Source organism: Stutzerimonas kunmingensis, from assembly GCF_032106285.1.
Lineage (GTDB): Bacteria > Pseudomonadota > Gammaproteobacteria > Pseudomonadales > Pseudomonadaceae > Stutzerimonas > Stutzerimonas kunmingensis_B.
On the sequence record NZ_DAMCPO010000001.1, the window covers coordinates 226,467 to 250,179 of the forward strand.

Annotated in this window: 22 protein-coding genes and 1 pseudogene; 12 read left to right on the forward strand and 11 right to left on the reverse strand. The window is 64.7% G+C overall.

The annotated features are described in order from the left end of the window. Position 1: 1 nt before the first annotated feature. Positions 2–1,210, reverse strand: a complete 1,209-nt coding sequence (gene coaBC / locus RT582_RS01065) for a bifunctional phosphopantothenoylcysteine decarboxylase/phosphopantothenate--cysteine ligase CoaBC (RefSeq protein WP_014821797.1) — start codon at positions 1,208–1,210, stop codon at positions 2–4. 138 nt (positions 1,211–1,348) lie between these two features. On the opposite strand from coaBC, the gene radC reads away from it, so the two are divergent. Continuing rightward, complete coding sequence (radC, locus tag RT582_RS01070) at positions 1,349–2,023, forward strand: RadC family protein (protein WP_014821796.1); 675 nt, start codon at positions 1,349–1,351, stop codon at positions 2,021–2,023. A gap of 3 nt (positions 2,024–2,026) precedes the next feature. Here the strand turns inward: radC and RT582_RS01075 are convergent, their stop codons facing one another. Together RT582_RS01075 and RT582_RS01080 are read right to left on the reverse strand one after the other, a co-directional pair. After that, positions 2,027–3,370, reverse strand: coding sequence for a hypothetical protein (locus tag RT582_RS01075; protein WP_313476215.1), 1,344 nt, complete (start codon positions 3,368–3,370; stop codon positions 2,027–2,029). Positions 3,371–3,373: 3 nt separating this feature from the next. Continuing rightward, positions 3,374–3,817: a PaaI family thioesterase gene (locus RT582_RS01080; RefSeq protein WP_313476217.1), complete on the reverse strand. Its 444-nt coding sequence runs from the start codon at positions 3,815–3,817 to the stop codon at positions 3,374–3,376. A 119-nt stretch (positions 3,818–3,936) separates the two neighbouring features. Here RT582_RS01080 and RT582_RS01085 point away from each other — a divergent pair, with 119 nt between their 5' ends. The 3 genes from RT582_RS01085 to RT582_RS01095 all read left to right on the forward strand — a co-directional run bounded on the left by RT582_RS01085 (position 3,937) and on the right by RT582_RS01095 (position 7,824). Further along, positions 3,937–5,460 (forward strand): 3-hydroxyacyl-CoA dehydrogenase, encoded by a 1,524-nt coding sequence (locus RT582_RS01085; RefSeq protein ID WP_313476219.1) that lies wholly within the window; start codon positions 3,937–3,939, stop codon positions 5,458–5,460. Positions 5,461–5,630: 170 nt separating this feature from the next. After that, positions 5,631–7,196: a methyl-accepting chemotaxis protein gene (locus tag RT582_RS01090; RefSeq protein ID WP_313476221.1), complete on the forward strand. Its 1,566-nt coding sequence runs from the start codon at positions 5,631–5,633 to the stop codon at positions 7,194–7,196. Positions 7,197–7,299: 103 nt separating this feature from the next. Further along, entirely contained in the window at positions 7,300–7,824 is a 525-nt protein-coding gene (locus RT582_RS01095; protein ID WP_278348498.1) for an Mpo1 family 2-hydroxy fatty acid dioxygenase, read from the forward strand. A 1-nt stretch (position 7,825) separates the two neighbouring features. Here the strand turns inward: RT582_RS01095 and RT582_RS01100 are convergent, their stop codons facing one another. From RT582_RS01100 to RT582_RS01115, 4 genes are all read right to left on the reverse strand, one after another. Beyond that, complete coding sequence (locus RT582_RS01100) at positions 7,826–8,569, reverse strand: hypothetical protein (protein ID WP_023444590.1); 744 nt, start codon at positions 8,567–8,569, stop codon at positions 7,826–7,828. 301 nt (positions 8,570–8,870) lie between these two features. Beyond that, on the reverse strand, positions 8,871–10,418 hold the full coding sequence (locus tag RT582_RS01105) for a phospholipase D family protein (protein ID WP_313476224.1): 1,548 nt from the start codon (positions 10,416–10,418) through the stop codon (positions 8,871–8,873). A 59-nt stretch (positions 10,419–10,477) separates the two neighbouring features. Further along, positions 10,478–11,788, reverse strand: a complete 1,311-nt coding sequence (locus tag RT582_RS01110) for an NAD(P)/FAD-dependent oxidoreductase (protein WP_044314065.1) — start codon at positions 11,786–11,788, stop codon at positions 10,478–10,480. A 127-nt stretch (positions 11,789–11,915) separates the two neighbouring features. Next, complete coding sequence (locus tag RT582_RS01115) at positions 11,916–12,404, reverse strand: Lrp/AsnC ligand binding domain-containing protein (RefSeq protein ID WP_003295466.1); 489 nt, start codon at positions 12,402–12,404, stop codon at positions 11,916–11,918. Positions 12,405–12,550: 146 nt separating this feature from the next. Here RT582_RS01115 and dadA point away from each other — a divergent pair, with 146 nt between their 5' ends. The 5 genes and pseudogenes from dadA (at position 12,551) to RT582_RS01140 (ending at position 16,124) form a co-directional block, all read left to right on the forward strand. Then, positions 12,551–13,849, forward strand: a complete 1,299-nt coding sequence (dadA, locus tag RT582_RS01120) for a D-amino acid dehydrogenase (RefSeq protein ID WP_313476229.1) — start codon at positions 12,551–12,553, stop codon at positions 13,847–13,849. After that, complete coding sequence (locus RT582_RS01125; RefSeq protein WP_278420374.1) at positions 13,824–14,198, forward strand: RidA family protein; 375 nt, start codon at positions 13,824–13,826, stop codon at positions 14,196–14,198. The genes dadA and RT582_RS01125 overlap by 26 nt, the downstream gene beginning before the upstream one ends. A gap of 118 nt (positions 14,199–14,316) precedes the next feature. Beyond that, positions 14,317–14,865, forward strand: coding sequence for a cupin domain-containing protein (locus RT582_RS01130; RefSeq protein WP_003297842.1), 549 nt, complete (start codon positions 14,317–14,319; stop codon positions 14,863–14,865). Positions 14,866–15,026: 161 nt separating this feature from the next. Then, complete coding sequence (locus RT582_RS01135) at positions 15,027–15,452, forward strand: c-type cytochrome (RefSeq protein ID WP_090521942.1); 426 nt, start codon at positions 15,027–15,029, stop codon at positions 15,450–15,452. Positions 15,453–15,587: 135 nt separating this feature from the next. Then, a pseudogene (locus RT582_RS01140) lies at positions 15,588–16,124 on the forward strand (cupin domain-containing protein). A gap of 17 nt (positions 16,125–16,141) precedes the next feature. Here the strand turns inward: RT582_RS01140 and RT582_RS01145 are convergent. From RT582_RS01145 to RT582_RS01160, 4 genes are all read right to left on the reverse strand, one after another. Then, positions 16,142–16,714 carry a xanthine phosphoribosyltransferase gene (locus RT582_RS01145; RefSeq protein ID WP_013981607.1) on the reverse strand — a complete coding sequence of 191 codons (573 nt, stop codon included), beginning with the start codon at positions 16,712–16,714 and terminating at the stop codon, positions 16,142–16,144. 136 nt (positions 16,715–16,850) lie between these two features. Further along, a complete protein-coding gene (locus RT582_RS01150; RefSeq protein ID WP_126526976.1) occupies positions 16,851–17,435 on the reverse strand; it encodes a 3-keto-disaccharide hydrolase in 585 nt (194 codons plus the stop codon). Positions 17,436–17,444: 9 nt separating this feature from the next. Then, positions 17,445–19,064 (reverse strand): alpha-amylase family protein, encoded by a 1,620-nt coding sequence (locus RT582_RS01155; RefSeq protein WP_313476232.1) that lies wholly within the window; start codon positions 19,062–19,064, stop codon positions 17,445–17,447. Between the two features lie 2 nt (positions 19,065–19,066). After that, on the reverse strand, positions 19,067–20,602 hold the full coding sequence (locus tag RT582_RS01160) for an alpha-amylase family glycosyl hydrolase (protein WP_313476234.1): 1,536 nt from the start codon (positions 20,600–20,602) through the stop codon (positions 19,067–19,069). Between the two features lie 188 nt (positions 20,603–20,790). On the opposite strand from RT582_RS01160, the gene gap reads away from it, so the two are divergent. The 3 genes from gap (at position 20,791) to RT582_RS01175 (ending at position 23,712) form a co-directional block, all read left to right on the forward strand. After that, positions 20,791–21,801, forward strand: a complete 1,011-nt coding sequence (gap, locus tag RT582_RS01165) for a type I glyceraldehyde-3-phosphate dehydrogenase (RefSeq protein WP_104098063.1) — start codon at positions 20,791–20,793, stop codon at positions 21,799–21,801. Next, entirely contained in the window at positions 21,801–22,379 is a 579-nt protein-coding gene (locus RT582_RS01170; protein WP_313476238.1) for a cyclodeaminase/cyclohydrolase family protein, read from the forward strand. Before gap ends, RT582_RS01170 begins: the two co-directional genes overlap by 1 nt. Positions 22,380–22,545: 166 nt before the next feature. Next, positions 22,546–23,712, forward strand: coding sequence for an iron-containing alcohol dehydrogenase (locus tag RT582_RS01175; RefSeq protein ID WP_313409113.1), 1,167 nt, complete (start codon positions 22,546–22,548; stop codon positions 23,710–23,712). Position 23,713: the final 1 nt, after the last annotated feature.

Consider the following 23,713-nt stretch of genomic DNA (forward strand, 5'->3'; position numbering starts at 1 on the left):
GTCAGGACTCTTTGTAGCGGTCGGCAATGAAGGCCACCAGCGCGCGGGCGATATGTCCCTTGCTGGCCTGGCCGAAACGGGTTTCGTGTTGCTGGCGGTCGATCACGCTGACGGCGTTGTCTTCGCTGTTGAAGCCGATGCTGGGGTTGGCCACGTCATTGGCGACGATCAGATCGAGATTCTTGTCGCGCAGCTTGCGCGTGGCGTACTCCAGCAGATTCTCGGTTTCTGCGGCGAAACCGACGCAGAACGGACGGTCCGTGCGGCTGGCCAGCGTGGCGAGGATGTCCGGGTTGCGCACCATCTGCAGCAGCAGGCCGTCACCGGTCGTGGGATCTTTCTTCAGTTTGTGCGGTGCCACCACTTCCGGGCGGTAGTCGGCTACCGCCGCTGCGGCGACGAGAATGTCGCAGGGCATCGCCGCTTCGCACGCGGCAAGCATGTCGCGGGCGCTGACCACGTCGATGCGCTGCACGCGATCGGGCGTCGGCAGGAACACCGGGCCGGTCACCAGCGTGACCCGCGCACCGGCCTCGGCGGCCGCCTCGGCCAGAGCGAAGCCCATCTTGCCGGAGCTGTGGTTGGTGATGTAGCGAACCGGGTCGATGTTTTCCTGGGTTGGACCTGCAGTGATCAGCAGGTGCTTGCCCGTCAGCAGGCCGGTCGCGAAGCAGTCCGCGGCGGCCTGGGCGAGTTCGTCGGCCTCGAGCATGCGGCCCATGCCGACATCGCCGCAGGCCTGGCTGCCGGAGCCGGGGCCGAACAGACGAATGCCACGTTTCAACAGCAATTCGCGATTGGCCTGAGTGGCCGGGTCGGCCCACATGGCCTGGTTCATGGCCGGCGCCAGGGCGACCGGGGCATTGGTCGCCAGCACCACGGTGGTCAGTAGATCATTGGCGACGCCTTGGGCCAGGCGTGCCATGAGGTCGGCGGTGGCCGGCGCGATCAACACCAGGTCGGCCCAGCGCGCCAGTTCGATGTGACCCATCGCCGCTTCGGCGGCGGGGTCGAGCAGATCCAGATGAACCGGGTGGCCGGAGAGCGCCTGCAGGGTGAGAGGCGTGATGAACTCACGTCCGCCCTGGGTCATAACAACCCGGACTTCGGCACCGTGGTCGCGCAGGCGACGGACCAGTTCGGCGCTCTTGTAAGCGGCGATACCGCCGCCGACGCCCAGGACGATGCGTTTACGATACAGCCGCTGCATAGGCCTGCCTTGTAATCTCGTAGGGACTCTCCGGAGTGAGAACCAGGTCAGAACACGCCCGATACCCCGGAAAAATGACGGGCTAAGATAGCACAGCGCCCACAGCGGAAAAGTGGGCTTGCTCGACAGGGAGAGGACATGAGCATACGTGACTGGCCGGCGGCGGAGCGGCCGCGGGAAAAGCTACTCGAACAGGGCGCTGCCGCGCTTTCCGATGCCGAATTGCTGGCGATATTCCTGCGCACCGGGGTTGCCGGCAAAAGCGCGGTGGATCTGGCGCGGCACCTGCTCGCCGAGTTCGGCAGCCTGCGCGCGCTGCTGGAGGCGGAGCTCGATCAGTTCAGCGCGCATCTGGGCCTGGGGCCGGCGAAATTTGCCCAGCTGCAGGCGGTGCTGGAGATGGGCCGCCGGCATCTGGCCGAGCGGCTGCGCCGCGATTCGGCACTGGAGTCGCCGCAGGCGGTACGCGACTACCTCAAGGCGCGGCTGCGGCATGAGCCGCACGAACTGTTCGGCTGCCTGTTTCTCGACTCCAAGCATCGCGTGCTGGCCTTCGAGGTGTTGTTCCACGGCACCATCGATGGCGCCAGCGTCTACCCGCGGCAAGTGGTTAAACGTGCCCTTGCGCAGAATGCGGCGGCGGTCATCCTCACGCACAACCATCCATCGGGCGTGGCCGAGCCGAGCCAGGCGGATCGTCAGCTGACCCTGAGGCTGAAAGAAGCTTTGGCGCTGATCGATGTGCGGGTGCTCGATCACTTCATCGTCGGTGACGGCGAGCCCCTGTCGATGGCCGAATACGGCTGGATGTGAGTACTACGCCAGCAGCGGCACCAGCAGCAGTGGGCCGAGCACCAACAGCACGAAACGGCCGTTCCAACCGAAGGCGATGCGCCACGGCGATAATTGCGCGTGGCGCGCCAGCATCAGTGCCGAAGGGCCATAGGGCGACAGCAGCATGGCCAGCGAAAAGCCGATCAGCAGCGCCACTGCCGGCTGCATGATCGCCACGCCGTGTCCGGCCAGCTGCGCGAGCAGTGCGGCGCACAGGCTCAGGGAGATGATGGGCGCGACACCGAGCAGGGCCAGGGCGATGATTGCCAGCATGCCGGCACTGCCAAGACCGAACAGCGCCAGCGGCGTGCTGCTGAAGTGGCTGGCGAGTCGTTCGACCGGGATCAGCACTGCCGTAAGTCCGCCAAGCAGTGCCGAGCAGGCGAAGATGAAGGTTTCGTTGCGCATGCCGGCCAGGGTGTCGCGTACTTCGGCATAGGCCGTTGTCGGCGATCCACCCTGATACAGCAGCAGCCCGACCACCGCGAGCGGAACCAGCAGCATGGCGGCCTGGGTCGCCGACAGTGGGGTCAGGCTGGCCAGCAGCGCGATCAGCAGGATGCCGAGCAAGCTGCCGTACAGCAGGTTGCGCAGCCCCTTTGCCGACCCGGTAGCGCTCGAGTCATTTGCCGGGGCAGCGGTCTCCCGCAACTGCCGCAGACGATGGTTTTCCATCGGCCACCCCACCAAAAGCAGGATTGCCCCGCAGACCAAGCCGAATGGCAGCAGGGCGCTCCAGCTCAGTCCCGGCAACTCGCGGGTGAGGATCGCCACCGCCACGCTGGTCGGTGCCAGCAAGGGCACCAGGGCGAAGCCGCGCAGGGCTGTCACCATTACGCCCCTGGCGCCCTCGCGGCGCTGGCTCGGGCTATGCGACTGCCGATCCAGATAACGTTCCAGTGAACCGCAGACCAGATTGAGCATGCCGAAGCTCAGCACCGAGCTGATCGCAAAGGTGCTGAGCAGGTAGCTTGGATAGAGGCTGGTACGGGGTAGCCGCAGTAAGAGCCGATGCAGCTCGCCGAGCTGCGGCATCCGCTTGACCGCGCAATGGGCAAGCCCGAGCGCGCCGATGAACGCGCCGTAGTAGGCCGCGGCGCCGAGCATCCGCTGGGTCTGCTGCCAGTCGGGGTCACGGAGCAGTGCCCAGTAGGCGAACAGCCCCAGCGTGACCAACCCGAGCCGGCGCGGATAGGGCATCAGCGAGCGCCAGTGCCAGGCGAAGAAAAGCACCAATAGCGCACCGCTGACCACACTCAGCAGCGGCAGGCGCGTTACCAGCGCGAATAGCTCACAGACGAGCGCCAGCGGGAGCAGGGCGAGCATCGCTCAGGGCAGCTCGCTGCGCAGTTTGCCGCGCTTGTATACGCCTTCGCCGAAGGCCAGTAACTGGTCCTTTTCGTCCAGCAGATCGCAGCTGGCCATGAATACCTTGTGCCCCGCGGAGCGGCAGACTGCGACAGCTCGGATGCGGCTGCCGACTGGTGCCGGTGCGCTGAAGTTGACGTTCATCGACAGCGTGGTCGCTACGCGGCGCTGTTCCGGCTGTTCCACCCAGGTTCCGCAGAGGCCCATCGCCACGTCCAGCAGGGTCGCCGTGACGCCGCCGTGCAGGTTGCTGGCGTTGTTCAGGTGGCGCGGCAACAACAGCAGTTCGACCACCGCGCGCTCCGGGCCGTACTCCTTGAGCTGGCAACCGAGGTCCTGGAAGAACCCGGTCAACGAGCTTTCGACCTGTTGCAGTGTGGCGGCGGGATAGGGCTGATCGGACATGAGCGAGTGGGTTCGGCGGCTGACTTGCGCTGGAGATTGGCAGTCTTTACGCTCATGGTCAATTCGATGGAATCTTGTTCCGCACTGCGGAATATCGCATTGCTCGTTAGGAGGTTTGCATGTTTGAGCGTATCGGCATCGTCGGCGCGGGCGCCATGGGCCGCGGGATCGCGCAGTTGTTCGCCAGCGCCGGCAAGCAGGTCTGGTTGCACGATGCACGCAGCGCTTCGATCAGCGAGGCGCTGCGCTTCAACCGCGAGCTGCTAGAACGCGGCGTGGCCAAGGGGCGGCTGAGCGTCGCCGAACTGGACGCCACGCTGGCCCGAATGCAGGCGGCGCCTGCGCTGGCCGATCTGTCCGGCTGCGATCTGGTGATCGAGGCGATTGTCGAGAATCTCGAGGCCAAGCAGGCGTTGTTCATCGAGCTGGAGTCCTTGCTCGCCGAGGACACGGTGCTGGCGACCAACACCTCATCGCTTTCCGTCACACGCATCGCTGCTGCCTGCCAGCATCCAGAGCGGGTGGCGGGTTTTCACTTCTTCAACCCGGTGCCGTTGATGAAGCTGGTGGAAGTGGTGCGCGGTGAGCGCAGCGATCCGCAGGTTATCGAGCGGCTGGTCAAACTGGCCGAAGAGGCTGGGCATTTTCCGGCAATCACGCCGGATACTCCCGGCTTTCTGGTCAACCACGCCGGTCGCGCCTACAGCACCGAGGCACAGCGCATCCTTGCCGAGGGTATCGCCGGTGCCGAGCAGATCGACCGCATCCTGCGCGACGGCCCGGGCTTTCGCATGGGGCCGTTCGAGCTGTTCGATCTCACCGGGCTGGATATTTCCCATGCGGTGATGGAGTCGGTGTATCAGCAGTTCTATCAGGACCCGCGCTATACACCGTCCTACCAGGCGGCGCAGCGGGTCGCCGCGGGATTGCTCGGACGCAAGACCGGACAGGGTTACTACCGCTACGAGAACGGCCAGCAGATCCGCACGCCGGAGCCGCAATGGCGGCCGATAGTCGTCGAGCGCCCGTTCTGGCTGGACAGTCAGGATGCCGAATTGCGTGGCCGGCTGGCGGCGTTGTTGTGCGGGGCCGGTACTCAGCTGGAAACCGGTGAGGCGCCGTCTGAGCGCGCCATCTGCCTGATCACCCCGCTGGGCGAGGATGCCAGCACGATGATCGCCAGGCTTGATCTGCCCGCCACCCGCAGTATCGCCTTCGACCTGTTCGCCGACTTCGATCGGCGCCGGGTACTGATGCGCCAACCGGCGCTCGACCCCGCGCTCGAAGCACAGGCGCAACAGGCCCTGAGTCACGATGGCGTGCCGGTGGAGGTGATCAACGACTCGCCCGGTTTCGTCAGTCAGCGGGTGGTGGCGAGCATCGTCAATCTCGGTTGCGAGATCGCGCAGAAGGGCATTGCCGACCCGCAGATACTCGACCGTGCAATCACCCTGGCCCTGGGCTATCCGAAAGGGCCGCTGGGCTTTGCCGAGCATTACGGTGCGGGGCGAATTCTCGCCATCCTTGAGGCGATGCAGGGTTGCTATGGCGGCGAGGCACGTTATCGCCCCAGTCCTTGGTTGCGCCGGCGCGTGCGGTTGTGCCTGCCGCTGACCGCGCCTGATCGTCCGGTCGCCGGCTGACGACCGACGGTGACTCGAGATGAGGTGGATCGCTTCAGTTTGTGCGGCGGCGGCCGTTAAGACTGGGGTGAGCCTCCGATGACGGCACGTTGCTACTAAGGCACTACTGTTCTTTATTGGAGGGTATGCGTACAACGTCGGATCGATCCGACAAGAACAAGAGGCCGACTATGAGCCCCGCCAACCGCCACCCCAAGGCCGCCGTGTTCCATGCCGTGCTGATCATCGGTCTGCTGCTTGTGCATTACTGGCTGGCACCGCCCCTGCTTGTGACCGGTGCGCTGCTGATGGTGGCGGCGCTTTGGCCCTGGTTCACCTCGTGGGGTGTGGTGGCCGGCGGCGCCCCGCCTGCCGACGGGGCGCCGCAGAGCTTCGCCGAGCTGACCAAGAATCTCTCGCGCAGTACCTGCCACAACGCCCTGTCTGCTGCTCAGGTCGCCTTCAGCGCCGAGCAGCTGGCGATCCGCTTGAAGTCGCAGCTGCAGGCTGTCAGCGAAATTGCCAATGGTGCCCAGGCTATCGCCGCCACCGAGCAGGACAGCGCCGAGCGGGCCCGCCACACACTGGATGCCGCGCAAGCGGTGCGCGAGCGCAGCGATACCGGGCAAGCCGAACTGCAGCGCGCCATCGAACGCATGCAACAGCTGAGTGCTCAGACCCACGCCAGCCGCGAGCTGATTGATGAGCTTTCGGCGCGGACGGAGGAAATCCGCCGCATTACCGACGTGATCCAGTCCATCGCCAGCCAGACCAACCTGCTGGCTCTCAACGCAGCCATCGAGGCCGCCCGTGCCGGTGAGGCCGGCCGCGGCTTTGCCGTGGTCGCCGACGAAGTACGCAGTCTGGCGGCGCGTACCTCCAGCGCTACCGAGGAGGTCGGTCGCATGGTGGCCGACATCCGCGAGCAAAGCGAAGCAGTGGTCAGCTACATCCAGCGCCAGGGCAACGAGCTGGACGCCGCGGCTGAACAGATTGCCACCACCGGTGAGCAGCTTAGCGGCATCGCCGAACTGGCCGGCAGCGTCGAAAGCCAGGTCGAGCAGATCACCACCGGCACCGCCGACAACCATCAGCGCCTGACCGGACAGTTCGTCGCCCTCGATCAGCTGCGCACCGATGCCCTGGACAGCGAGGAGCAGACCCGCCAGCTCGAGCTGGCGGCGGAACGCCTGGTGGCCCAGGCCGAAAGCGCCAGCGAGCAACTGGCCGAGGTCCAGCTCGACGATTATCACCAGACCATGTTCGACCTGGCGCGTCAGGGGGCTGCGGCCATCAGCGCGCGTTTCGAGGCTGATATCCAGGCCGGGCGCGTCAGTCTCGATGACCTGTTCGACCGCAATTACCGGGCGCAGGCCAATACCGATCCGGTGAAGTATCAGACCCGCTTCGACCGCTATGCCGACGAGGTCTTGCCGGCGATTCAGGAGCCGGTGCTGCAGAAGCATGCCGCATTGGTCTACGCCATCGCCACGACGCCGGAGGGCTACGTGCCGACCCACAACCGCGCGTTCAGCCAGCCGCCGGTGGGCAACCCGGAGATCGATCGGGTCAAGAGCCGTAGCAAGCGCCTGTTCAACGACCGCACCGGCGGGCGCTGCGGCAGTCATCAGCGCCGCCTGCTGTTGCAGACCTACAGTCGCGATACCGGGGAGCTGATGCACGACCTGTCCGTGCCGATCATGGTCGGTGGGCGTCACTGGGGTGGTCTGCGGCTGGGCTATCGTCCCGAGCAATAGCCCGGCAACCACCGATGTTGGCGCGATCGCCCTGTGTCCGGCGGCGCTCCAGTCGCTGCGACCGACTAAGCTTGGTGAGACGCGACTTCCGGAGATGCCGCCAATGAAGACCCTCACCGATCATTTGGCACAGTACGCGGCCTATCATCGCGATCCACGCAACCTCCTGACCCATTTCATCGGCATTCCGCTGATCGTGCTGGCGGTGGCGATCCTCCTGTCGCGGCCGGGCATCGAATGGGCCGGGTTGTGGCTAAGCCCTGCGGCACTGGTGTCGCTCGCCGCTGCGGTTTTCTACCTTCGTCTGGATCTGCGTTACGGCTTGCTGATGAGCGCCGTGCTGCTGCTCTGCGTATGGCTGGGCGCAGTTCTGGCCGGCACAACGATGGCGCTGTGGCTGGGTGTTGGCGCGGGATTGTTCGTGCTCGGCTGGATCATCCAGTTCATCGGGCACTACTTCGAGGGTCGCAAGCCGGCGTTCGTCGACGATCTCACCGGGCTGATCATCGGGCCTTTGTTCGTCGCTGCCGAGCTTGGATTCATGCTCGGTCTGCGCGAGCCGCTGCGCCTCGCTATCGAGGCGCGGGTCGGTCCTGTGCGTCTGCGCGACTCAGCCGCCCATGGCTGAGTCAGGGCTTGGCCGCCATCCACTGATCGCTGAGGCTGCGCGCATGGCGGTCTACCATGATTGGCGCGAAGGGCCGGCCTGAGGCGGTGGTGAAGTTGTTGCTGCCGCTGTTCATGTCTTCCAGCGCCACCTTCAGAAAATCCCAGCGGGTCTTGAGTTTGGCCAGCGCGGGATCGCGCTTGCCATCCAGTTCGGCCAGCTGAGCGTCGATCGCCGGCACCAGGTGGCGCTCGTCCTGCCCGAGATAGGTGTCCGGCTGTTCGCGGGCGATCTCGAACGAGCCGATGTAGGCACGACTGAGGTATTGAACGGCCAAGTATTCAACCTTAGCCGGCAGTTCGGCCTGAGCGTCCGCCCCTTGCTGAGCGCGAACGGCGGTGAGGAAGTCGCGCAGGGCCTTGCTCATCTCCAGCGGCCAGCCCCAGGGCATGTCGTCCTCTTCGTAGCCGAAGCCGGCGCCTTCGCGCAGCCGAGCCTGAAGCGCCTGGTGACTTTCGCGCAGGGCGCTGGTGGGATTGGCGACATTGAGCAGGGCTGCATTCAGCGCGCGGATGTCGTCTTCCAGACGCAACAGGTGCGCCTTCTGAAAGCCTTCGCCGCGGTAGAGCAGCAGGCTGCTGGTCGCGCGATTGGCGTGGATCTGCAAGTTCTGCAGCGCAGAGATGGTTTCGGGCGGGGCCGCCTCGGTAAAGCCGGGCAGCATTACGAGTATCAGCAATAGCCAAAAGCGAGTTAAACGGTCCATTGTCGTGCTCCTTTTTATTTTTATAGAAGCTATGCGTGCATGGCAGCAGCACGCTGGAGCCTAACGGACTGCTGGCCGAGTGGTATCACCCCAAAGAATGATTTGTGACGGCTTGTAGCCAAACGGACGACATCGTGCGGCAGCTTGTTGCGAACCTAGTGGCCTGTGCGGTGAGTTGGTTGAGGCAAGTTCGGCTGAACATGGCTCCGGGACAAGGCGCTGCGACGGGTCATAGCGGGCCTGTGGCACGGAGCAGCAACGCGGTATCGGGCCATGGGCGCCGAACTTACCAAACAGGCCACTAAAGCATCTTCTCCAGGCCGATGACGTCGGCGAACCAGGCGTTGAAGCGTCGCCAGAGCCCGCCTGGCTCCTTTTCGATGGTGCGCAGCCGGCCGCCATCCTCGGCGATCCACGTGAGCTGCTTGCGGCCGTCGCGCTCCACCAGGCGAACTTCGTAGCTCAGTGCCGGCGACATACCCTCCAGCGTGAGGCGGTGGACCTCGCGGGCCAGTTCGTGGCTTTCCACCAGAATCCCCACCTCGGTGTTCCACAGCACCGAGCGCGGATCGAGATTCAGCGAGCCGATGAAAACCTTCTGCTGGTCGAATACCGCTGCCTTGCTATGCAGGCTGGATTCCGACTCCCCGAGAAAACTGTAAGAGGCTTCCTGCTCCGGCTGCCGGCGCAGTTCGAACAGGCGCACGCCGAGTTCCAGCATGGCCTCGCGGTAGCGCGCATAGCCGCCATGCACGGCCGGCACGTCAGTGGCCTCCAGCGAGTTGGTGAGGATGCGCACGGTCACGCCCGCGCCGGTGCGATCCGCCAGGTAGTCCACGCCGCTATCGGTCGGCACGAAGTATGCCGAAACCAGTGTCAGCTCGCTGCTCACGGCCTGCATGGTCGGTGCAAGTTGCGTGGTCAGCAGCAGCGATGCCGCCGGTACGCCTTCGGCGACCAGTTTTTCCGGCGCGTCCCACATCGCCCTGCCCGGTGCCCAGATCAGTTCGTCCAGCCACTGCTGCAATTGCGGGCGCTGCTTGTACTGCATCAGGCGCTGGTACTGCTCGCTGTTTTCCTGTTTGGCCTGCTGCAGATAGTCGCTCAGCTGCTGGCGCGCCTTGTCCAGCTGGCGCGGTTTCGGTTGCCACCAGAGAAAATGCTGGATAGGCACGCTCAGCTGGTTGTTCCAGTAGCGGTCGAAACTCTTGCCGAGCTGCTCGGCGACCGGGCCGGCGCCAAGCAGGTCGATGTCGGTGAAGTTCATCGCCTGGTCGGCCTCGAAGTACTCGTCGCCGAGGTTGCGTCCGCCGACGACGGCCAGGCTGCCATCGACCAGCATCAGCTTGTTGTGCATGCGCCGATGCTGCAGGGAAAGGTGCAATAGGCGTCCCATGGATCGGGTGATGGCGTTGCTGCGGCCGAGGTGAAGCGGGTTGAAGACGCGGATCTGAATGTTGGGGTGCGCGGCCAGAGTGCCGATGCGGTAGTCCTCGCCATGGCTGGTGGTGTCATCCAGCAGCAGCCGCACGCGCACGCCGCGGTCGGCGGCTTGCAGCACTTCGTCGATGAGCGCACGTGTGGTGAGGCCGTCATGGACGATGTAGTACTGGATATCGAGGCTGACCTGCGCCGCGCGGATCATCTCGGTGCGTGCGGCGAAGGCTTCGGTGCTCTCCGGTAGCAGGCGAAAACCCGAGTGGCCGTACGCGTGCTCGGTGGCGAGCTGCTGGATGCGCCGGCCAAGCGGCGACGCGTCCGGTGCCACGGAATAGGACTCGGTTGGCGTGGGGTGGCTGGCACAACCGGCCAGCAGCAGTAGCAGCAGGAGCGTCAGGTAAGTGCGCAAGGTTTCTCCGGGTATGCATCCGTTCATTCATGCTTGGACGTTGCGCTTCGTCCGAAAATTCAGAATCGGTCCTTCAGTCGATACCAGAGCATGCCCAACGCCAGCAGTGGCGAGCGCAGTGCCGGTCCGCCGGGGAAGGTCGGATGCGGCACTTTGGCGAACAGATCGAAGCCGCTGCTTTGCTGGCCGGCAATGGCTTCGGCAAGCAGGCGACCGGCCAGGTGCGTGGCATTCAGCCCGTGGCCGGAATAGGCCTGGGCGTAGAACACGTTGGGATGTTCGGCCAGGCGACCGATCTGCGGCAGCCGGTTGGCGCCGATGCCGATCATCCCGCCCCACTGATAGTCGATGCCGATGCCGACCAGCTGCGGAAATACCTCGAGCATCTTCGGCTGCATATAGGCGGCGATGTCCTGTGGGTCACGGCCGGAATAGTGACAGGCGCCGCCGAACAGCAGACGGCCATCGGCGCTGAGACGGAAGTAATCGAGCGCCACGCGCTGATCGCAGACCGCCATGTTCTGCGGCAACAGCTCGCGGCAGAGCGGCTCGGGCAGTCGCTCGGTGGCGATGATGTAGCTGCCGGCCGGCAGCACCTTGCCGGCGAGCTTCGGTTGTAGGCCGTTGAGGTAGGCATTGCAGGCCAGCACCAGGTTGTCCGCGTGCACTACACCCTGAGCCGTATGCACCTTGACCTGCGGGCCATACTCGATGCGCTCGACCGCCGACTGCTCGAACAGCCGCACGCCCAGCGACTGTGCCGCCGCCGCCTCGCCGAGTGCCAGATTCAGCGGGTGCAGGTGGCCCGACCCCATGTCCAGCAGGCCGCCGAGGTAACGCTGCGAGCCCACCACCGTGACCAGGTTGGGACGTGACACGCGCTGCAGTGGGTGCGGATAGCCGAGGCGCAGTAGGTCGGAATACTCCTCGTCGAAGCCTTTCAGATGCCGTGGCTTGGTCGCCAGGTCGCAATAGCCCCAGGTCAGGTCGCAGTCGATGGCGTAGCGCTCGATGCGCTGGCGGACGATGTCGACGGCTTCGAAGCCCATGCGCTTGAGTTCATCGACGCCTTCTGCGCCAATGATCTTGCTGAACTGCTCGACGTCATGGCCGACGCCGCGGATCAATTGCCCGCCGTTTCGCCCGCTGGCGCCCCAGCCGATTCGGTGCGCTTCCAGCAGGATGACGCTGAGGCCCCGCTCGGCCAGTTCGATGGCCGTGTTGAGGCCGGAGAACCCACCGCCGACGACGCAGACGTCGGCCCGCTGCTCGCCCTGCAACGGCTCGAAGGCCAGTTCGCGATTGACGCTTGCGGCATAGTAGGAGGGTGCATGTACGGCGCCGTTCGGCGCGGATGCGCGGTGATTCATCAAGGTGTCATGAGAGGTCTGCATGCGCCTAGGGTAGACCGGAGCGAGGCCGCGGAGCAAAGCCGGGCATGACCAGCGGTGCCTCGCAGGCTGCCCGACGAGGCCGCAGAACTGGCCGTCATCGGCTCTAGTCCGGGACCGGCAGGTCGAGGGATTCCTTGATCTCTTCCATCACGATATAGCTCTTCGATTCGCGAACGTGCGGCAGCTTCAGCAGGATGTCGCCGAGCAATTTTCGGTAGGAAGCCATCTCCGAGATCCGCGCCTTGACCAGGTAATCGAAGTCGCCGGACACCAGGTGGCATTCGAGCACGTGGGGCAGCTTGAGCACGGCGCGGCGGAATTCCTCGAAGATGTCGCCGGACTTGTACGCCAGGCTGATCTCGACGAACACCAGCAGCCCCGCCTTCAGATGCTGCGGGTTCAGCCGCGCCGAGTAGCCCATGATGATGCCTTCGCGCTCCAGGCGCCGGACGCGCTCGGTGCAGGGCGTGGTCGACAGGCCGACGCGCTCGCCCAGCTCGGTAAAGGGCAGGCGCCCTTCGGCTTGGAGAATGCGCAGGATGTGGCGGTCGATCTTGTCCAGTTCGCGTCGCGTCTGGTGCCGGGTTCTCAAGGGATATGCCCTCCAAATAAAGCGTCGATGGCGTGAATAACGACCAAAGATAGCTCTTTATATGGTGAATAACACTGCTTGAGCATTTTTATACTCCGTTTCAATAGTGATCCGGAAAAGCCCGTTCGAGCGGGTGGGAGGCTGCAATGCGTGTACTGGTATTGGGTAGCGGCGTGGTCGGTACTGCCAGCGCCTATTATCTGGCGCGGGCCGGTTTCGAAGTGGTAGTGGTCGACCGGCAGCCAGCGGTGGCGATGGAGACCAGCTTCGCCAATGCCGGGCAGGTCTCGCCCGGCTATGCCTCGCCGTGGGCGGCGCCTGGCGTCCCGCTGAAGGCGATGAAGTGGCTGTTGCAGCGCCATGCGCCGCTGGCGATCAAGCTTACCGGTGACGTCGACCAGTACCTGTGGATGGCGCAGATGCTGCGCAACTGCACGGCGGCCCGCTACGCGGTAAACAAGGAGCGCATGGTGCGCCTGTCCGAGTACAGCCGTGACTGCCTCGATGAGCTGCGCGCGGAAACCGGAATCACCTATGAAGGTCGTCAGCTCGGCACCACGCAGCTGTTCCGCACCCAGGCGCAGCTTGATGCCGCCGCCAAGGACATCGCTGTGCTGCAGCGCTCCGGGGTGCCCTACGAGCTGCTCGATCGCGCCGGCATTGCTCGGGTCGAACCGGCTCTGGCGAAGGTTTCGCACAAGCTCAGCGGTGCGCTGCGGCTGCCCAATGACCAGACCGGCGACTGCCAGATGTTCACCTCGCGCCTGGCGGAAATGGCCGTGGCGCTCGGTGTCGAGTTCCGTTTCGAACAGAATATTCAACGCCTCGACTACGCCGGCGACCGGCTGGCCGGTGTGTGGATCGACGGCAAACTGGAGACGGCTGATCGCTACGTGCTGGCGCTCGGCAGCTACAGCCCGCAGATGCTCAAGCCACTGGGCATTCGTGCACCGGTGTACCCGCTCAAGGGATATTCGCTGACCGTACCGATAAGCGATCCGGCGATGGCACCGCAGTCGACCGTACTCGATGAAACCTACAAGGTCGCCATCACCCGCTTCGATCAGCGCATCCGTGTCGGTGGCATGGCGGAGATCGCCGGGCACGATCTGTCGCTCAACCCGCACCGGCGGGAAACCTTGGAAATGGTGGTGGGCGACCTCTATCCGCAGGGCGGCGATCCGTCTGACGCGGTATTCTGGACCGGTCTGCGACCGGCCACGCCAGATGGCACACCGATCATCGGCGCGACACCCTATCGCAACCTGTTCCTCAATACCGGCCATGGCACCCTTGGTTGGACCATGGCGTGCGGCTCCGGCCGTGTGCTCGCTGACCTGCTGGCGTCCAAGCGCCCGCAGATCAGCACCGAGGGGCTGGATATCTTCCGTTACGGCAAGCACAAGGAGACCCGTAAACATGCCCATCCGGCGGCTGCACACTGAAACCCGCTATAGCGAAGCGGTGATCCACAACGGCGCGGTGTATCTCTCCGGGCAACTGGCCGATGACCTGACCGGTGATATCCGCGAGCAGACCCGCGAAACGCTGTCGAGCATCGAGCGCTTGCTGGACGAGGCGGGTACCAGCAAGTCGCGCCTGCTTTCGGCAACCATTCACCTGAAGGACATCGCCGCCGATTACGCCGGCATGAATGAGGTGTGGGATGCATGGATCACACCGGGCACGGCGCCGGCACGGACCACGGTTCAGGCCCTGATGTATTCGCCGGATGTGCGGGTCGAGATCACCGTCGTCGCTGCCATGCCGGATCTCGCCGGCCCGGTCCTCTGACCCTTGGGAGAGCCGTGCGTACCGGGCGGCGGCTCGTCCGGAGCCAGTGTTGTAAATTCTGAACGCCATTGCCATGATAGCCCCCTCTTCGCATCGCTCTTGAAAGGGGGCTCCCGTATTGGACGTTGGCGTTCGACTGCAAACCATCCGCAAGCTCAAGGGTCTGTCCCAGCGTGAACTCGCCAAGCGTGCCGGCGTTACCAACAGCACCATTTCCATGATCGAAAAGAACAGCGTCAGCCCCTCGATCAGTTCGCTGAAGAAGGTGCTGAGTGGGATTCCCATGTCGCTGGTGGAGTTCTTTTCCCCCGACTTCGAGCAGGACAGCGACACCCAGGTGGTCTACAAGGCCGGCGAGTTGATCGATATATCCGACGGCGCGGTGAGCATGAAACTGGTGGGCAAGGCGCATCCGGGACGAGCCATCGCCTTTCTCGACGAAACCTATCCGCCGGGCTCCGACACCGGAATGGACATGCTCTCGCACCAGGGCGAGGAGGCGGGGATGCTGGTCGAAGGCCGTCTGGAGCTGACGGTGAACGGTCAGGTGTACGTGCTGGAGAGCGGCGATAGCTACTACTTCGAGAGCAGCAAGCCGCATCGTTTCCGCAATCCGTACGATGCGCCGGCACGGTTGATCAGCGCGACGACGCCGGCGAACTTTTAACCGCAGCGGCCTTGGTTCATCCGAAAGTTGCGCTGCGACAAAGCGTCGCGGAGAAACGCCGGGCCTTTCGTATTGTTTCGGCTGGCATGGCTTGCCGTTATACTGACCGCCGCTCGCGATACCGTGGCCGCGGGCGTGTCTAGCCACAATGAGGGTGTAAGGTGAACCTGATTAAGAAGATCCTGGTAGCACAGACTGCCGTATTGGCCCTGTGGGCAATGAGCGCTCAGGCTGCGACCGACGAAGCAATCGCCGAGCGCCTCAAGCCGGTGGGCGAAGTATGTATTCAAGGTGAAGAGTGCGCAGCCGCTGGTGCCGGCGCTGCCGCAGCCGCCGGTGGTGCCGCCCGTAGCGGTTCCGACGTGTACGGCAAGTTCTGCACTGCCTGCCACGGCTCCGGCCTGCTGAACGCGCCGAAGACCGGTGACAGTGCAGCCTGGACGGCCCGTGCCGATGCATCGGGTGGCCTGGACGGCTTGCTGAAGAATGCCATCAGCGGTATCAACGCCATGCCGCCGAAGGGCACCTGTGGCGACTGCTCCGATGACGAGCTGAAGGCCGCCATCCAGCACATGTCCGGCCTCTGATCGAGCGCCAGGCGTCACCAGCAAAGCCGCCTCCGGGCGGCTTTGTCGTTTCTGGAGGGAGCAAAGCGCGGCTGCCTCGAGTCGAAACGGATAGGCCGATCGGCCTGACTCATCGACCCGAGCAGGAGGCCCCGCATGCCCAGTACCGCGCCGCATCCCGAACAGCTGCAGCTCTGTAGTGACGGGCGCACGCCCAACAGCCCGCACCCGGTGCTGATCTATCGTTAGCTACCCTTGGCGGGGCCGAGCCCGGCCGAGGCGTTCGAGCGATTGTTCGACAGCCATCTGTGGCCCTCCGCCTGGCGCGGAACGGTTTACGACTACCACCATTACCATTCCACCGCCCACGAAGTGCTCGGGGTGGCCAGCGGCTGGGCGCGGCTGATGCTCGGCGGGGAGAAAGGCGAGGAAGTCGAGCTGCGTGCCGGCGATGCGCTGGTATTGCCTGCCGGCACTGGCCATTGCGCACTGGAGGCCAGCGAGGATTTTCAGGTGGTAGCCGGTTATCCGCTGGATCAGCAGTACGACATGCAGCGCCCCGATGCGGCCAGCCATGATGCCTCGCGGGCACGCATCGCCCGCGTCGGCGTGCCCGTCAGCGATCCGCTGGCCGGCACGCAGGGCGCACTGGTGACGCTCTGGCGCGGGGAGGCCGCGCCGGTCAGCCGATGAGTCGGCGCCGGTCGCGCTCAGTCGATGAACTGCACCGCGCCGTCGGCCAGCGAGGCGACCCGGGCGAGTGACTCGACGCGGTAGCCAGCCTCTTCCAGTTCCTTGCGACCGGTCTGGAAGGATTTCTCGATGACGATGCCGAGACCGGCGATGCTGGCACCGGCCTGGTTGATGATCGAGATCAGACCCTTGGCGGCTTTGCCGTTGGCCAGGAAGTCGTCGATGATCAGCACGCGATCGTTGGCAGACAAGTGCTGCGTCGATACAGCGATGGTGCTTTCCACCTGCTTGGTGAACGAATAGACGGTCGCGGTGAGCAGGTTGTCATGCAGGGTCAGCGACTGATGCTTGCGGGCGAAGATCACCGGTACGCCCAGCTCCAGGCCGGCCATCACGGCCGGTGCGATGCCCGAGGCCTCGATGGTGACGATCTTGGTGATCCCGTCATCGCGGAAGCGACGAGCGAATTCTCGGCCGATGGCCTGCATCAGCACCGGGTCGATCTGGTGATTGAGGAACGCGTCGACCTTGAGAACCCGGTCGGAAAGCACGATGCCATGACTGCGAATCTTATCTTTCAGCTGTTCCACGAACGCTACCTCAAGCGTGGGCGGCCGCGGTTTGCCTGACGCTCGGCGCGGTGGCGCTTCTGCCGTCACTGCGTTTCGCAGCCTGGAAAAGCCGCGCATTCTCGCTCAATTCGCGGCGCCGATCCAAGGGCGACGTTCAGCTGAGCGGTTCGATCGACAGGCGGCGAAAGCGCACGGCCTCGCCATGGTGCTGCAGCACGATGTGGCCGGCGGTGGCCTGTGCATACAACGGCTTGTCGGCGAACTTGCTGGTCCGAATCTGCATGTGCAGATCCGGGTCATCCAGGCGATAAGAAAGCACCATGCGGTTGTCCAGCCAGTGTTCGACGTCCGCGTCGCGAACCACCAGCGCGCCTTCCATGAAACTGCCCGGTTCGATCGGCGTTTCCTGCTGCGTTGCCCGCAGGCCGTACAGGGCGCCGTTGCGTGTGGTCGGCTCGGCGCCGTCGGGATGCACGGCATCGTCCAGCAGCTGCATTTCCGGCCCGCTGTGCCAGGCGAGTTCGGCGGCCTCGTCGACGCGGTAGAACACCCCGGAGTTGCCGCCGACCGGCAGCGCGTATTCGAAACGCAGGATGAAGTTCGCGTAGCGCTCGCGGGATATCAGGTCGATCCGCGGCGCACCGACGATGGCGCACAGCTGCTCCTCGTCGCGGTACCAGCTGCCCTCGGGAAAATCGGCGCCGTGCCAGCCACGCCACTGTGTTGCGTCGAGAATCATGCGTCGCTCCTATCCGAACAGTTGCTGCTTGCGCCGCAGCCAGCGGTAGCCGTACGGACCCAGCCGCAGCTGGAGCGGGGTGCCGTCGGGCTGCCCGTAGTCGCAGTCGGCGAGTACATCGACCATGTCCTGCAGGTCGTCGTCGGTGATCGTCACGGTGGTCTCGCGGTCCGCCAGATTCACCAGCATCAGCACCGTGGAATCGTTGTCGTGGCGAATGGCGAACACGCTCGGGTCGTCCACCTCCACCGTGCGCCGCTTGCCGATGCCGATCTCGCGCAGGCCGATGCGGGTGCGGATCATGTTGCCGGTGCGTGCCATCAGCGAGTCGCTGCGCAGGGTCTGGGCGAATACGTTGACCCTGTCGAAGGCGAAGGGCCCTTCGTCGATCACCGGTGCGGCCAGCTCACCTTTGGTACAGGAGAACCCGGCGTTGGGTTCGTTGGACCACTGCATGGGCGTGCGTACGGCCAGTCGCTCGGGGCGGTCGAGGTCATCGCCCATACCGATTTCCTCGCCGTAGCGGATGATCGGCGTGCCGGGCAGCGAGAACAGCAACGCATGAGTGGCCGCGATGCGTCGCTCGTCGCCGTCGAGCATCGGCGCGAGCCGCCGGCGAATGCCGCGGTTGTAGGCGCGCATGTTCTCGTCGGGGGCGAAGGTCTCCATCACCTCGTTGCGCTCATCCTCCTCCAGCCGGTCGAGGCTCAGCTCGTCGTGGTTGCGGATCCACAGCGCGTATTGCGAATGACTGGGCGGCAGCGGTTGGCTGTTCAGGGCGCGCACCAGCGGCTCGGCCTGCTGCCGTGCCAGGGCCAGGAACAGGTGATTGTTGGTCCAGAAATCCAGCAGCAGAGTGACGCGATCGGCCTCGTCGCCGAAGTATTCGACGTACTTCTCAGGATCGGTGTCGATCTCGCCGAGCAGCACAGTCTCGGGCCGGCGCATGGTCACGAAGTCGCGCATGTGTTCGAGTAGCCAGTAGCCTTTCTCCAGTTCACCGCCGCCTGCCTGGCGCACCATGTGCACCGCGGCGTCGATGCGGAAACCGGAAACACCTAGGCGCAGCCAGAACGACATGATCCGCTCGATCTCGTGGATGACCTTCGGGTTGGTCAGGTCAAGATCCGGCTCGTGCTTGTAGAACAGATGGCGGTAGTACTGGCCGGCTTCCTCGTCCCAAGTCCAGATGCTGTCCTCGACCGTCGGGAAAATCGGCTCCATGAAGTCGTCCGGCTCGTCGGCCCATATGTAGTAGTCGCGATAGGGCGACTCGCGGTCGCGGCGCGCCTCCTGAAACCACTTGTGCTGGATGGACGTGTGCTGCACTACCAGCTCGATGATGACGTGCAGGCCCAGCTCTTCGGCCTTCTCCAACAGAGCGACGATGTCGGCCAGATCACCGAAACGTTTGTCCACCTGCAGATGGTCAGTGATGTCGTAGCCCGCGTCGTTGAAGGGCGACTGATAGAACGGCATCAGCCATACGGCCGTGCAGCCGAGGCCGCGAATGTAGTCGAGGCGCTCGGTGATGCCGCGCAGATCGCCGCAGCCGTCTCCATTACTGTCACGAAACAGGGTGGGATCGATCTGATAGATCGCCGCGTTGCGGTACCAGAGTGGACGCATGCTCAGTTCTCCGTTGGGCGCAGCACGACGGCCTGCCCTGGGTTAAGGGTGCCGTTGTAGGGAGCGCCTTCACCGACGCCGTCACTGGCGATCTCGACGTGCCATTCTCCGGCGTGCGGGTGGGCGTGGGGCTGGTCGGAGAAGTTGATGCAGACCAGTCGCTGATCGCCGCCCAAGTGCCGGCGGTAGGCAAGCACTTCGGGGTGTGAGGCCAGTTCTTCGAAATCGCCGTGATGCAGCGCCGGGCTGGCTTTGCGAGCGGCCAGCAGGCGCTGGTAGAGCGCGAACATGGAGTTCGCTTCACCAGTCTGCCGCTCGGCTGCCAGCTCGTTGGCGTCAGGCGGGAAGGGCAGCCAGGGTTCTGCACCTTGCCAGCCATGTGGCGGTTGGGCCTGCCATGGAATCGGGGCGCGACAACCATCGCGGCCGCCCGGATCGGTTCGGGTTTCGGCGGTAATAACCGCGTCTTCCAGCCCCAATTCCTCACCCTGATAGATGAACGGCGTACCGCGCAGGGTGAGCAGCATTACCGCAGCCGCCCGTGAGGCGCGCTCGGAGCCCTGGTAACGGCTGCGCTGGCGCACGTTGTCGTGATTGGACAGCACCCAGGTCGGCCAGGCGCCAGCGGGTTGCAGCCAGTGTTCGACCTCGCGGATGCAGGTGCGAAACAGCACCGGGTCCCAGGGCGCATCGAGCGGATTGAAGTTGAAGGCCAGGTGCAGCTCGTCGCCGGCGCCGTAGTACTGCAGCACGCGTTCGGTGGAGCGGATGTTCACCTCGCCCACCAGCATGCGATTACCGGGATAGCTGTCGACCAACTTGCGCAGGCCGCGCAGCACTTCATGGCTGTAAGGCTGATCGTTGAAGTCCGACAGCGGCTGGCCGGCCTGGCAGCGTGGATCGTCGGCGAAGCTCGGGTCCTTGCCGGTGCAATGAATGACGTCGATACGAAAGCCGTCCACGCCGCGGTCGAGCCAGAAGCGCAGCACGTCGTGCATCGCCTCGACCACCTCGGGGTTGCGCCAGTTCAGGTCCGGCTGCTTGGCCAGGAACAGGTGCAGGTAGTACTGCTGGGTGTGCTCGTCCCAGGTCCACGCGCTGCCGGCGCCCAGCGCGGCGCGCCAGTTGTTCGGCTGGTCGCGCCAGACGTACCAGTCGCGCTTGGGATTGTCCCGCGAGCTGCGCGACTCGACGAACCAGGGGTGTTCATCGGAGGTGTGATTGGGCACGAAATCCAGCAGCACGCGGATACCGCGGGCATGGGCTTCGGCAATCAGCCGGTCGATGTCGGCCAGCGAACCGAACAGCGGATCGATATCGCAATAGTCGCTGATGTCGTAGCCGGCATCGGCCATGGGTGAGCGGAAGATCGGCGACAACCACAGCGCATCGACGCCCAGCTGTTGCAGATGATCGAGATGGCGCAGCACGCCATTGAGGTCGCCAATGCCGTCGCCGTTGCTGTCGGCGAAGGATCGCGGGTAGATCTGATAAACGGTCGCGCCCATCCACCACGGTGTTCGGGTTGTCTCGCTCATTGCTACGCACCCCCTGATTTGCCTCAGGTCGCGGCCGGCCCTGCACCGCCGCCTCGTCAGGTTTACGACTGGCCAACGGCACATGGGTTCGCCACTTAATTGATCCTGGTCGTTCGGCGATGAACGCAAGGGTGGATACTCCGCCTAAGCTAACTACTGACTTTCAACCCCCTCCGAGGAGATTTGCCATGCTGCGTATTGCCATCAATGGGTATGGACGTATTGGTCGCGCCGTCGTACGAGCGCTGTTCGAGCGTGGATTGCAGGATCGGGTACAGGTCGTTGCCATCAACGATCTCAGCGACCACAAAACGCTGGTGCATCTGACGCGCTTCGATTCGACCTTCGGTCGCTTTCCCGAACCGGTGGAACTGGACGGTGAGTCAATGGTGGTGCGCGGCCAAGCGATCCGCCTGCTGGCCGAGCGCGATGCAACCCAGCTGCCGTGGAAGGAGTTGGGCGTGGATGTGGTGCTGGAGTGCACCGGCAAGTTCAAGAAACGTGCGCTGATCGAGCAGCATCTACAGGCGGGCGCAGGTCGGGTATTCGCCTCGCACCCGCTGGATGGCGGCGACCTGACCGTGGTCTACGGCGTGAACCACCAGCTGCTCGGCGATCAGCGCGTCGTCTCCAATGCCTCCTGCACCACCAATTGCCTGGCGCCGCTGGCCAAGGTGCTGCACGAGGCAGTCGGCATTCGTCAGGGCCTGCTCAACACTGTGCATTCCTACACCAACGACCAGAACCTGCTGGACAAGGCGCACAGCGATCTCTACCGCGCGCGCGCCGCGGCGTTGTCGATGATTCCGTCCACCACCGGTGCGGCCAAGGCGATCGGCCTGGTGCTGCCGGAGCTGGCCGGGCGTCTGGACGGCCTCTCGGTGCGGGTGCCGACGCCGAACGTCTCGCTGGTCGACCTGACCTTCATCGCTGAGAACGCGCCGGACAGCGTCGAGGCGATCAATCAGATCCTGCGCGAAGGTGCGCAAAAGATGCCGGCCGGTGTCATGGAGTGCAACGAGGAAGCACTGGTTTCCTGCGACTTCAACGGCTATCCGGCGTCATGCGTCGCTGACCTCAGCCAGACCCGCGTGCAGGGCGAGCTGGTCAAGGTGATGGCCTGGTACGACAACGAGTGGGGCTTCTCCAACCGCATGCTCGATGTGCTGCTGCACTGGGATGGAGCCAAGTCGGCCTGATGGGCGAAGCCGACAGGCCGGGCGCGGGGCAGGGGCTCTGGCAGCTGAGCCTCGCGCAGTTTCGCCACGCCGTGGCCGAGCGTGCGTTGCCCGGCTGCGGTGCGGTAACCGCGGTCAGCGCGGACCTCGCCGTAGCGCTGATCGTTAAGGCGCTGCGGGTCAGCGCCGCGCATGGCGGTTCTTCCTGTGAGGCGCTGCTGGCCGAAGCCCGCTCGCTGCTGGGTCGTCCCGGTGCCTTCGCCGATGACGACGTGGCGGTCTTCTCCGAATATCTGAAGGAGGACGAGGGTCGAGCGCCCGAATTGTCGCGGCAGGCATGCGCGGTGCCGCTGGCGACGGCACACGCCTGCGTCGAGGCGCTGGGCGTTGCCGAGCGCGCCTTGCCGATGGTCGAGCCGTCGCTGCGCTGTGATGTCGAGGCGGCGGTGCTGTTGCTGGTCGCCGGCGTCGATGCCGTACTGCTCAACGTCGAGGCCGATCTGCAGGGGCTGGGCGACTCGGAAGCACGGGCAAGGGTGCAGGCGGTGGCCGAGCGACTGGCCATGGCGGCAAACCACTACCGGCGACCTTCGGGTTGATCGGTATGGCAGATAACGACCACGCAGCAGATAAAACGAGACCATCGGTCTCGTTTTTTATTGACGGCTGTCAGTTCGCTTTCTACTCTCCAGTTTCGATAGTGAGACGTAAAGTCTCAGAATAAGAAGCTGCCAGCTTGTCAGGCGGTCCATTTCGGAGAGTGCCATGAGTCATCGCATCGTCCTGCCGCGCCTGATGGAAGTCGGCGCCGGCGCCAGCGGGCAACTCGCCCGCGTGCTGAAGGAGCTGGGCTGTAATCGCCCACTGATCGTCACCGACCGCATGATGGTCGAACTGGGCTATGTCGCCCGTATCGCCGGTCAGCTCGAAGAGGCCGGCATCGCCAGCCAGTGCTTCGCCGATACCCTGCCCGAACCGACCGCGGCCTCGATTCGCGCCGGCGTGGAAATGGTCCGCCAGGGCGACTTCGACTCCATCGTCGCCCTCGGCGGCGGCAGCCCGATCGATTCGGCCAAGGCCATCGGCATACTCGGCAAGTTCGGCGGCGAGATGCGCGACTACCGCTTCCCGCGCGACGTCAGCGAAGCCGGCCTGCCGCTGATCGCCATCCCCACCACTGCCGGCACCGGCTCGGAGGCGACGCGCTTCACCATCATCACTGATGAGACCAGCGACGAGAAAATGCTCTGCGCGGGCCTTGGTTTCATGCCCATCGCCGCGCTGATCGATTACGAGCTGACCCTCTCGCTGCCGCCGCGGGTCACCGCCGACACCGGCATCGACGCGCTGACCCACGCCATCGAGGCCTATGTCAGCCGCAAGGCCAGCCTCTACAGCGATGCCCAGGCTTTGCAGGCCATGCGCCTCTTGGCGCCGAACCTGCGTGCAGCCTTCCACGAGCCGGGCAACCGCGCCGCGCGTGAGGCGATGATGCTCGGCGCGACACTGGCCGGCATCGCTTTCTCCAACGCCTCGGTGGCGCTGGTGCATGGCATGAGCCGGCCGATCGGCGCCTTCTTCCACGTGCCGCACGGGCTGTCCAACGCCATGCTGCTGCCGGCGATCACCGCCTTCTCTATTCCCGCGGCGCCCGAGCGCTACGCCGACTGCGCCCGCGCCATGGGCGTCGCCGCGCAGACCGACGATGTCGAGACGGCCAACGCCAAGCTGCTGGTCGAGCTGCGTGCCATCAATCAGGAACTCAAGGTGCCGAGCCCCGAGCAGTTCGGTATCGCCCGCGAACGCTTCTTCGAGCTGCGCGAGACCATGGCCAAGCAGGCGCTGGCCTCCGGTTCGCCGGGCAACAACCCGCGCGTGCCCACGGAAGCGGAAATCATCGACCTCTACGAAACCGTCTGGAACCAGGAGTGAA

Bases quoted from the DNA above. Each gene is read 5' to 3' on its own strand.
- coaBC (WP_014821797.1), bottom strand. From the start codon at position 1,210: ATGCAGCGGCTGTATCGTAAACGCATCGTCCTGGGCGTCGGCGGCGGT.
- radC (WP_014821796.1), top strand. From the start codon at position 1,349: ATGAGCATACGTGACTGGCCGGCGGCGGAGCGGCCGCGGGAAAAGCTA.
- RT582_RS01075 (WP_313476215.1), bottom strand. From the start codon at position 3,370: ATGCTCGCCCTGCTCCCGCTGGCGCTCGTCTGTGAGCTATTCGCGCTG.
- RT582_RS01080 (WP_313476217.1), bottom strand. From the start codon at position 3,817: ATGTCCGATCAGCCCTATCCCGCCGCCACACTGCAACAGGTCGAAAGC.
- RT582_RS01085 (WP_313476219.1), top strand. From the start codon at position 3,937: ATGTTTGAGCGTATCGGCATCGTCGGCGCGGGCGCCATGGGCCGCGGG.
- RT582_RS01090 (WP_313476221.1), top strand. From the start codon at position 5,631: ATGAGCCCCGCCAACCGCCACCCCAAGGCCGCCGTGTTCCATGCCGTG.
- RT582_RS01095 (WP_278348498.1), top strand. From the start codon at position 7,300: ATGAAGACCCTCACCGATCATTTGGCACAGTACGCGGCCTATCATCGC.
- RT582_RS01100 (WP_023444590.1), bottom strand. From the start codon at position 8,569: ATGGACCGTTTAACTCGCTTTTGGCTATTGCTGATACTCGTAATGCTG.
- RT582_RS01110 (WP_044314065.1), bottom strand. From the start codon at position 11,788: ATGAATCACCGCGCATCCGCGCCGAACGGCGCCGTACATGCACCCTCC.
- dadA (WP_313476229.1), top strand. From the start codon at position 12,551: ATGCGTGTACTGGTATTGGGTAGCGGCGTGGTCGGTACTGCCAGCGCC.
- RT582_RS01125 (WP_278420374.1), top strand. From the start codon at position 13,824: ATGCCCATCCGGCGGCTGCACACTGAAACCCGCTATAGCGAAGCGGTG.
- RT582_RS01150 (WP_126526976.1), bottom strand. From the start codon at position 17,435: ATGATTCTCGACGCAACACAGTGGCGTGGCTGGCACGGCGCCGATTTT.
- RT582_RS01155 (WP_313476232.1), bottom strand. From the start codon at position 19,064: ATGCGTCCACTCTGGTACCGCAACGCGGCGATCTATCAGATCGATCCC.
- RT582_RS01160 (WP_313476234.1), bottom strand. From the start codon at position 20,602: ATGAGCGAGACAACCCGAACACCGTGGTGGATGGGCGCGACCGTTTAT.
- gap (WP_104098063.1), top strand. From the start codon at position 20,791: ATGCTGCGTATTGCCATCAATGGGTATGGACGTATTGGTCGCGCCGTC.
- RT582_RS01170 (WP_313476238.1), top strand. From the start codon at position 21,801: ATGGGCGAAGCCGACAGGCCGGGCGCGGGGCAGGGGCTCTGGCAGCTG.
- RT582_RS01175 (WP_313409113.1), top strand. From the start codon at position 22,546: ATGAGTCATCGCATCGTCCTGCCGCGCCTGATGGAAGTCGGCGCCGGC.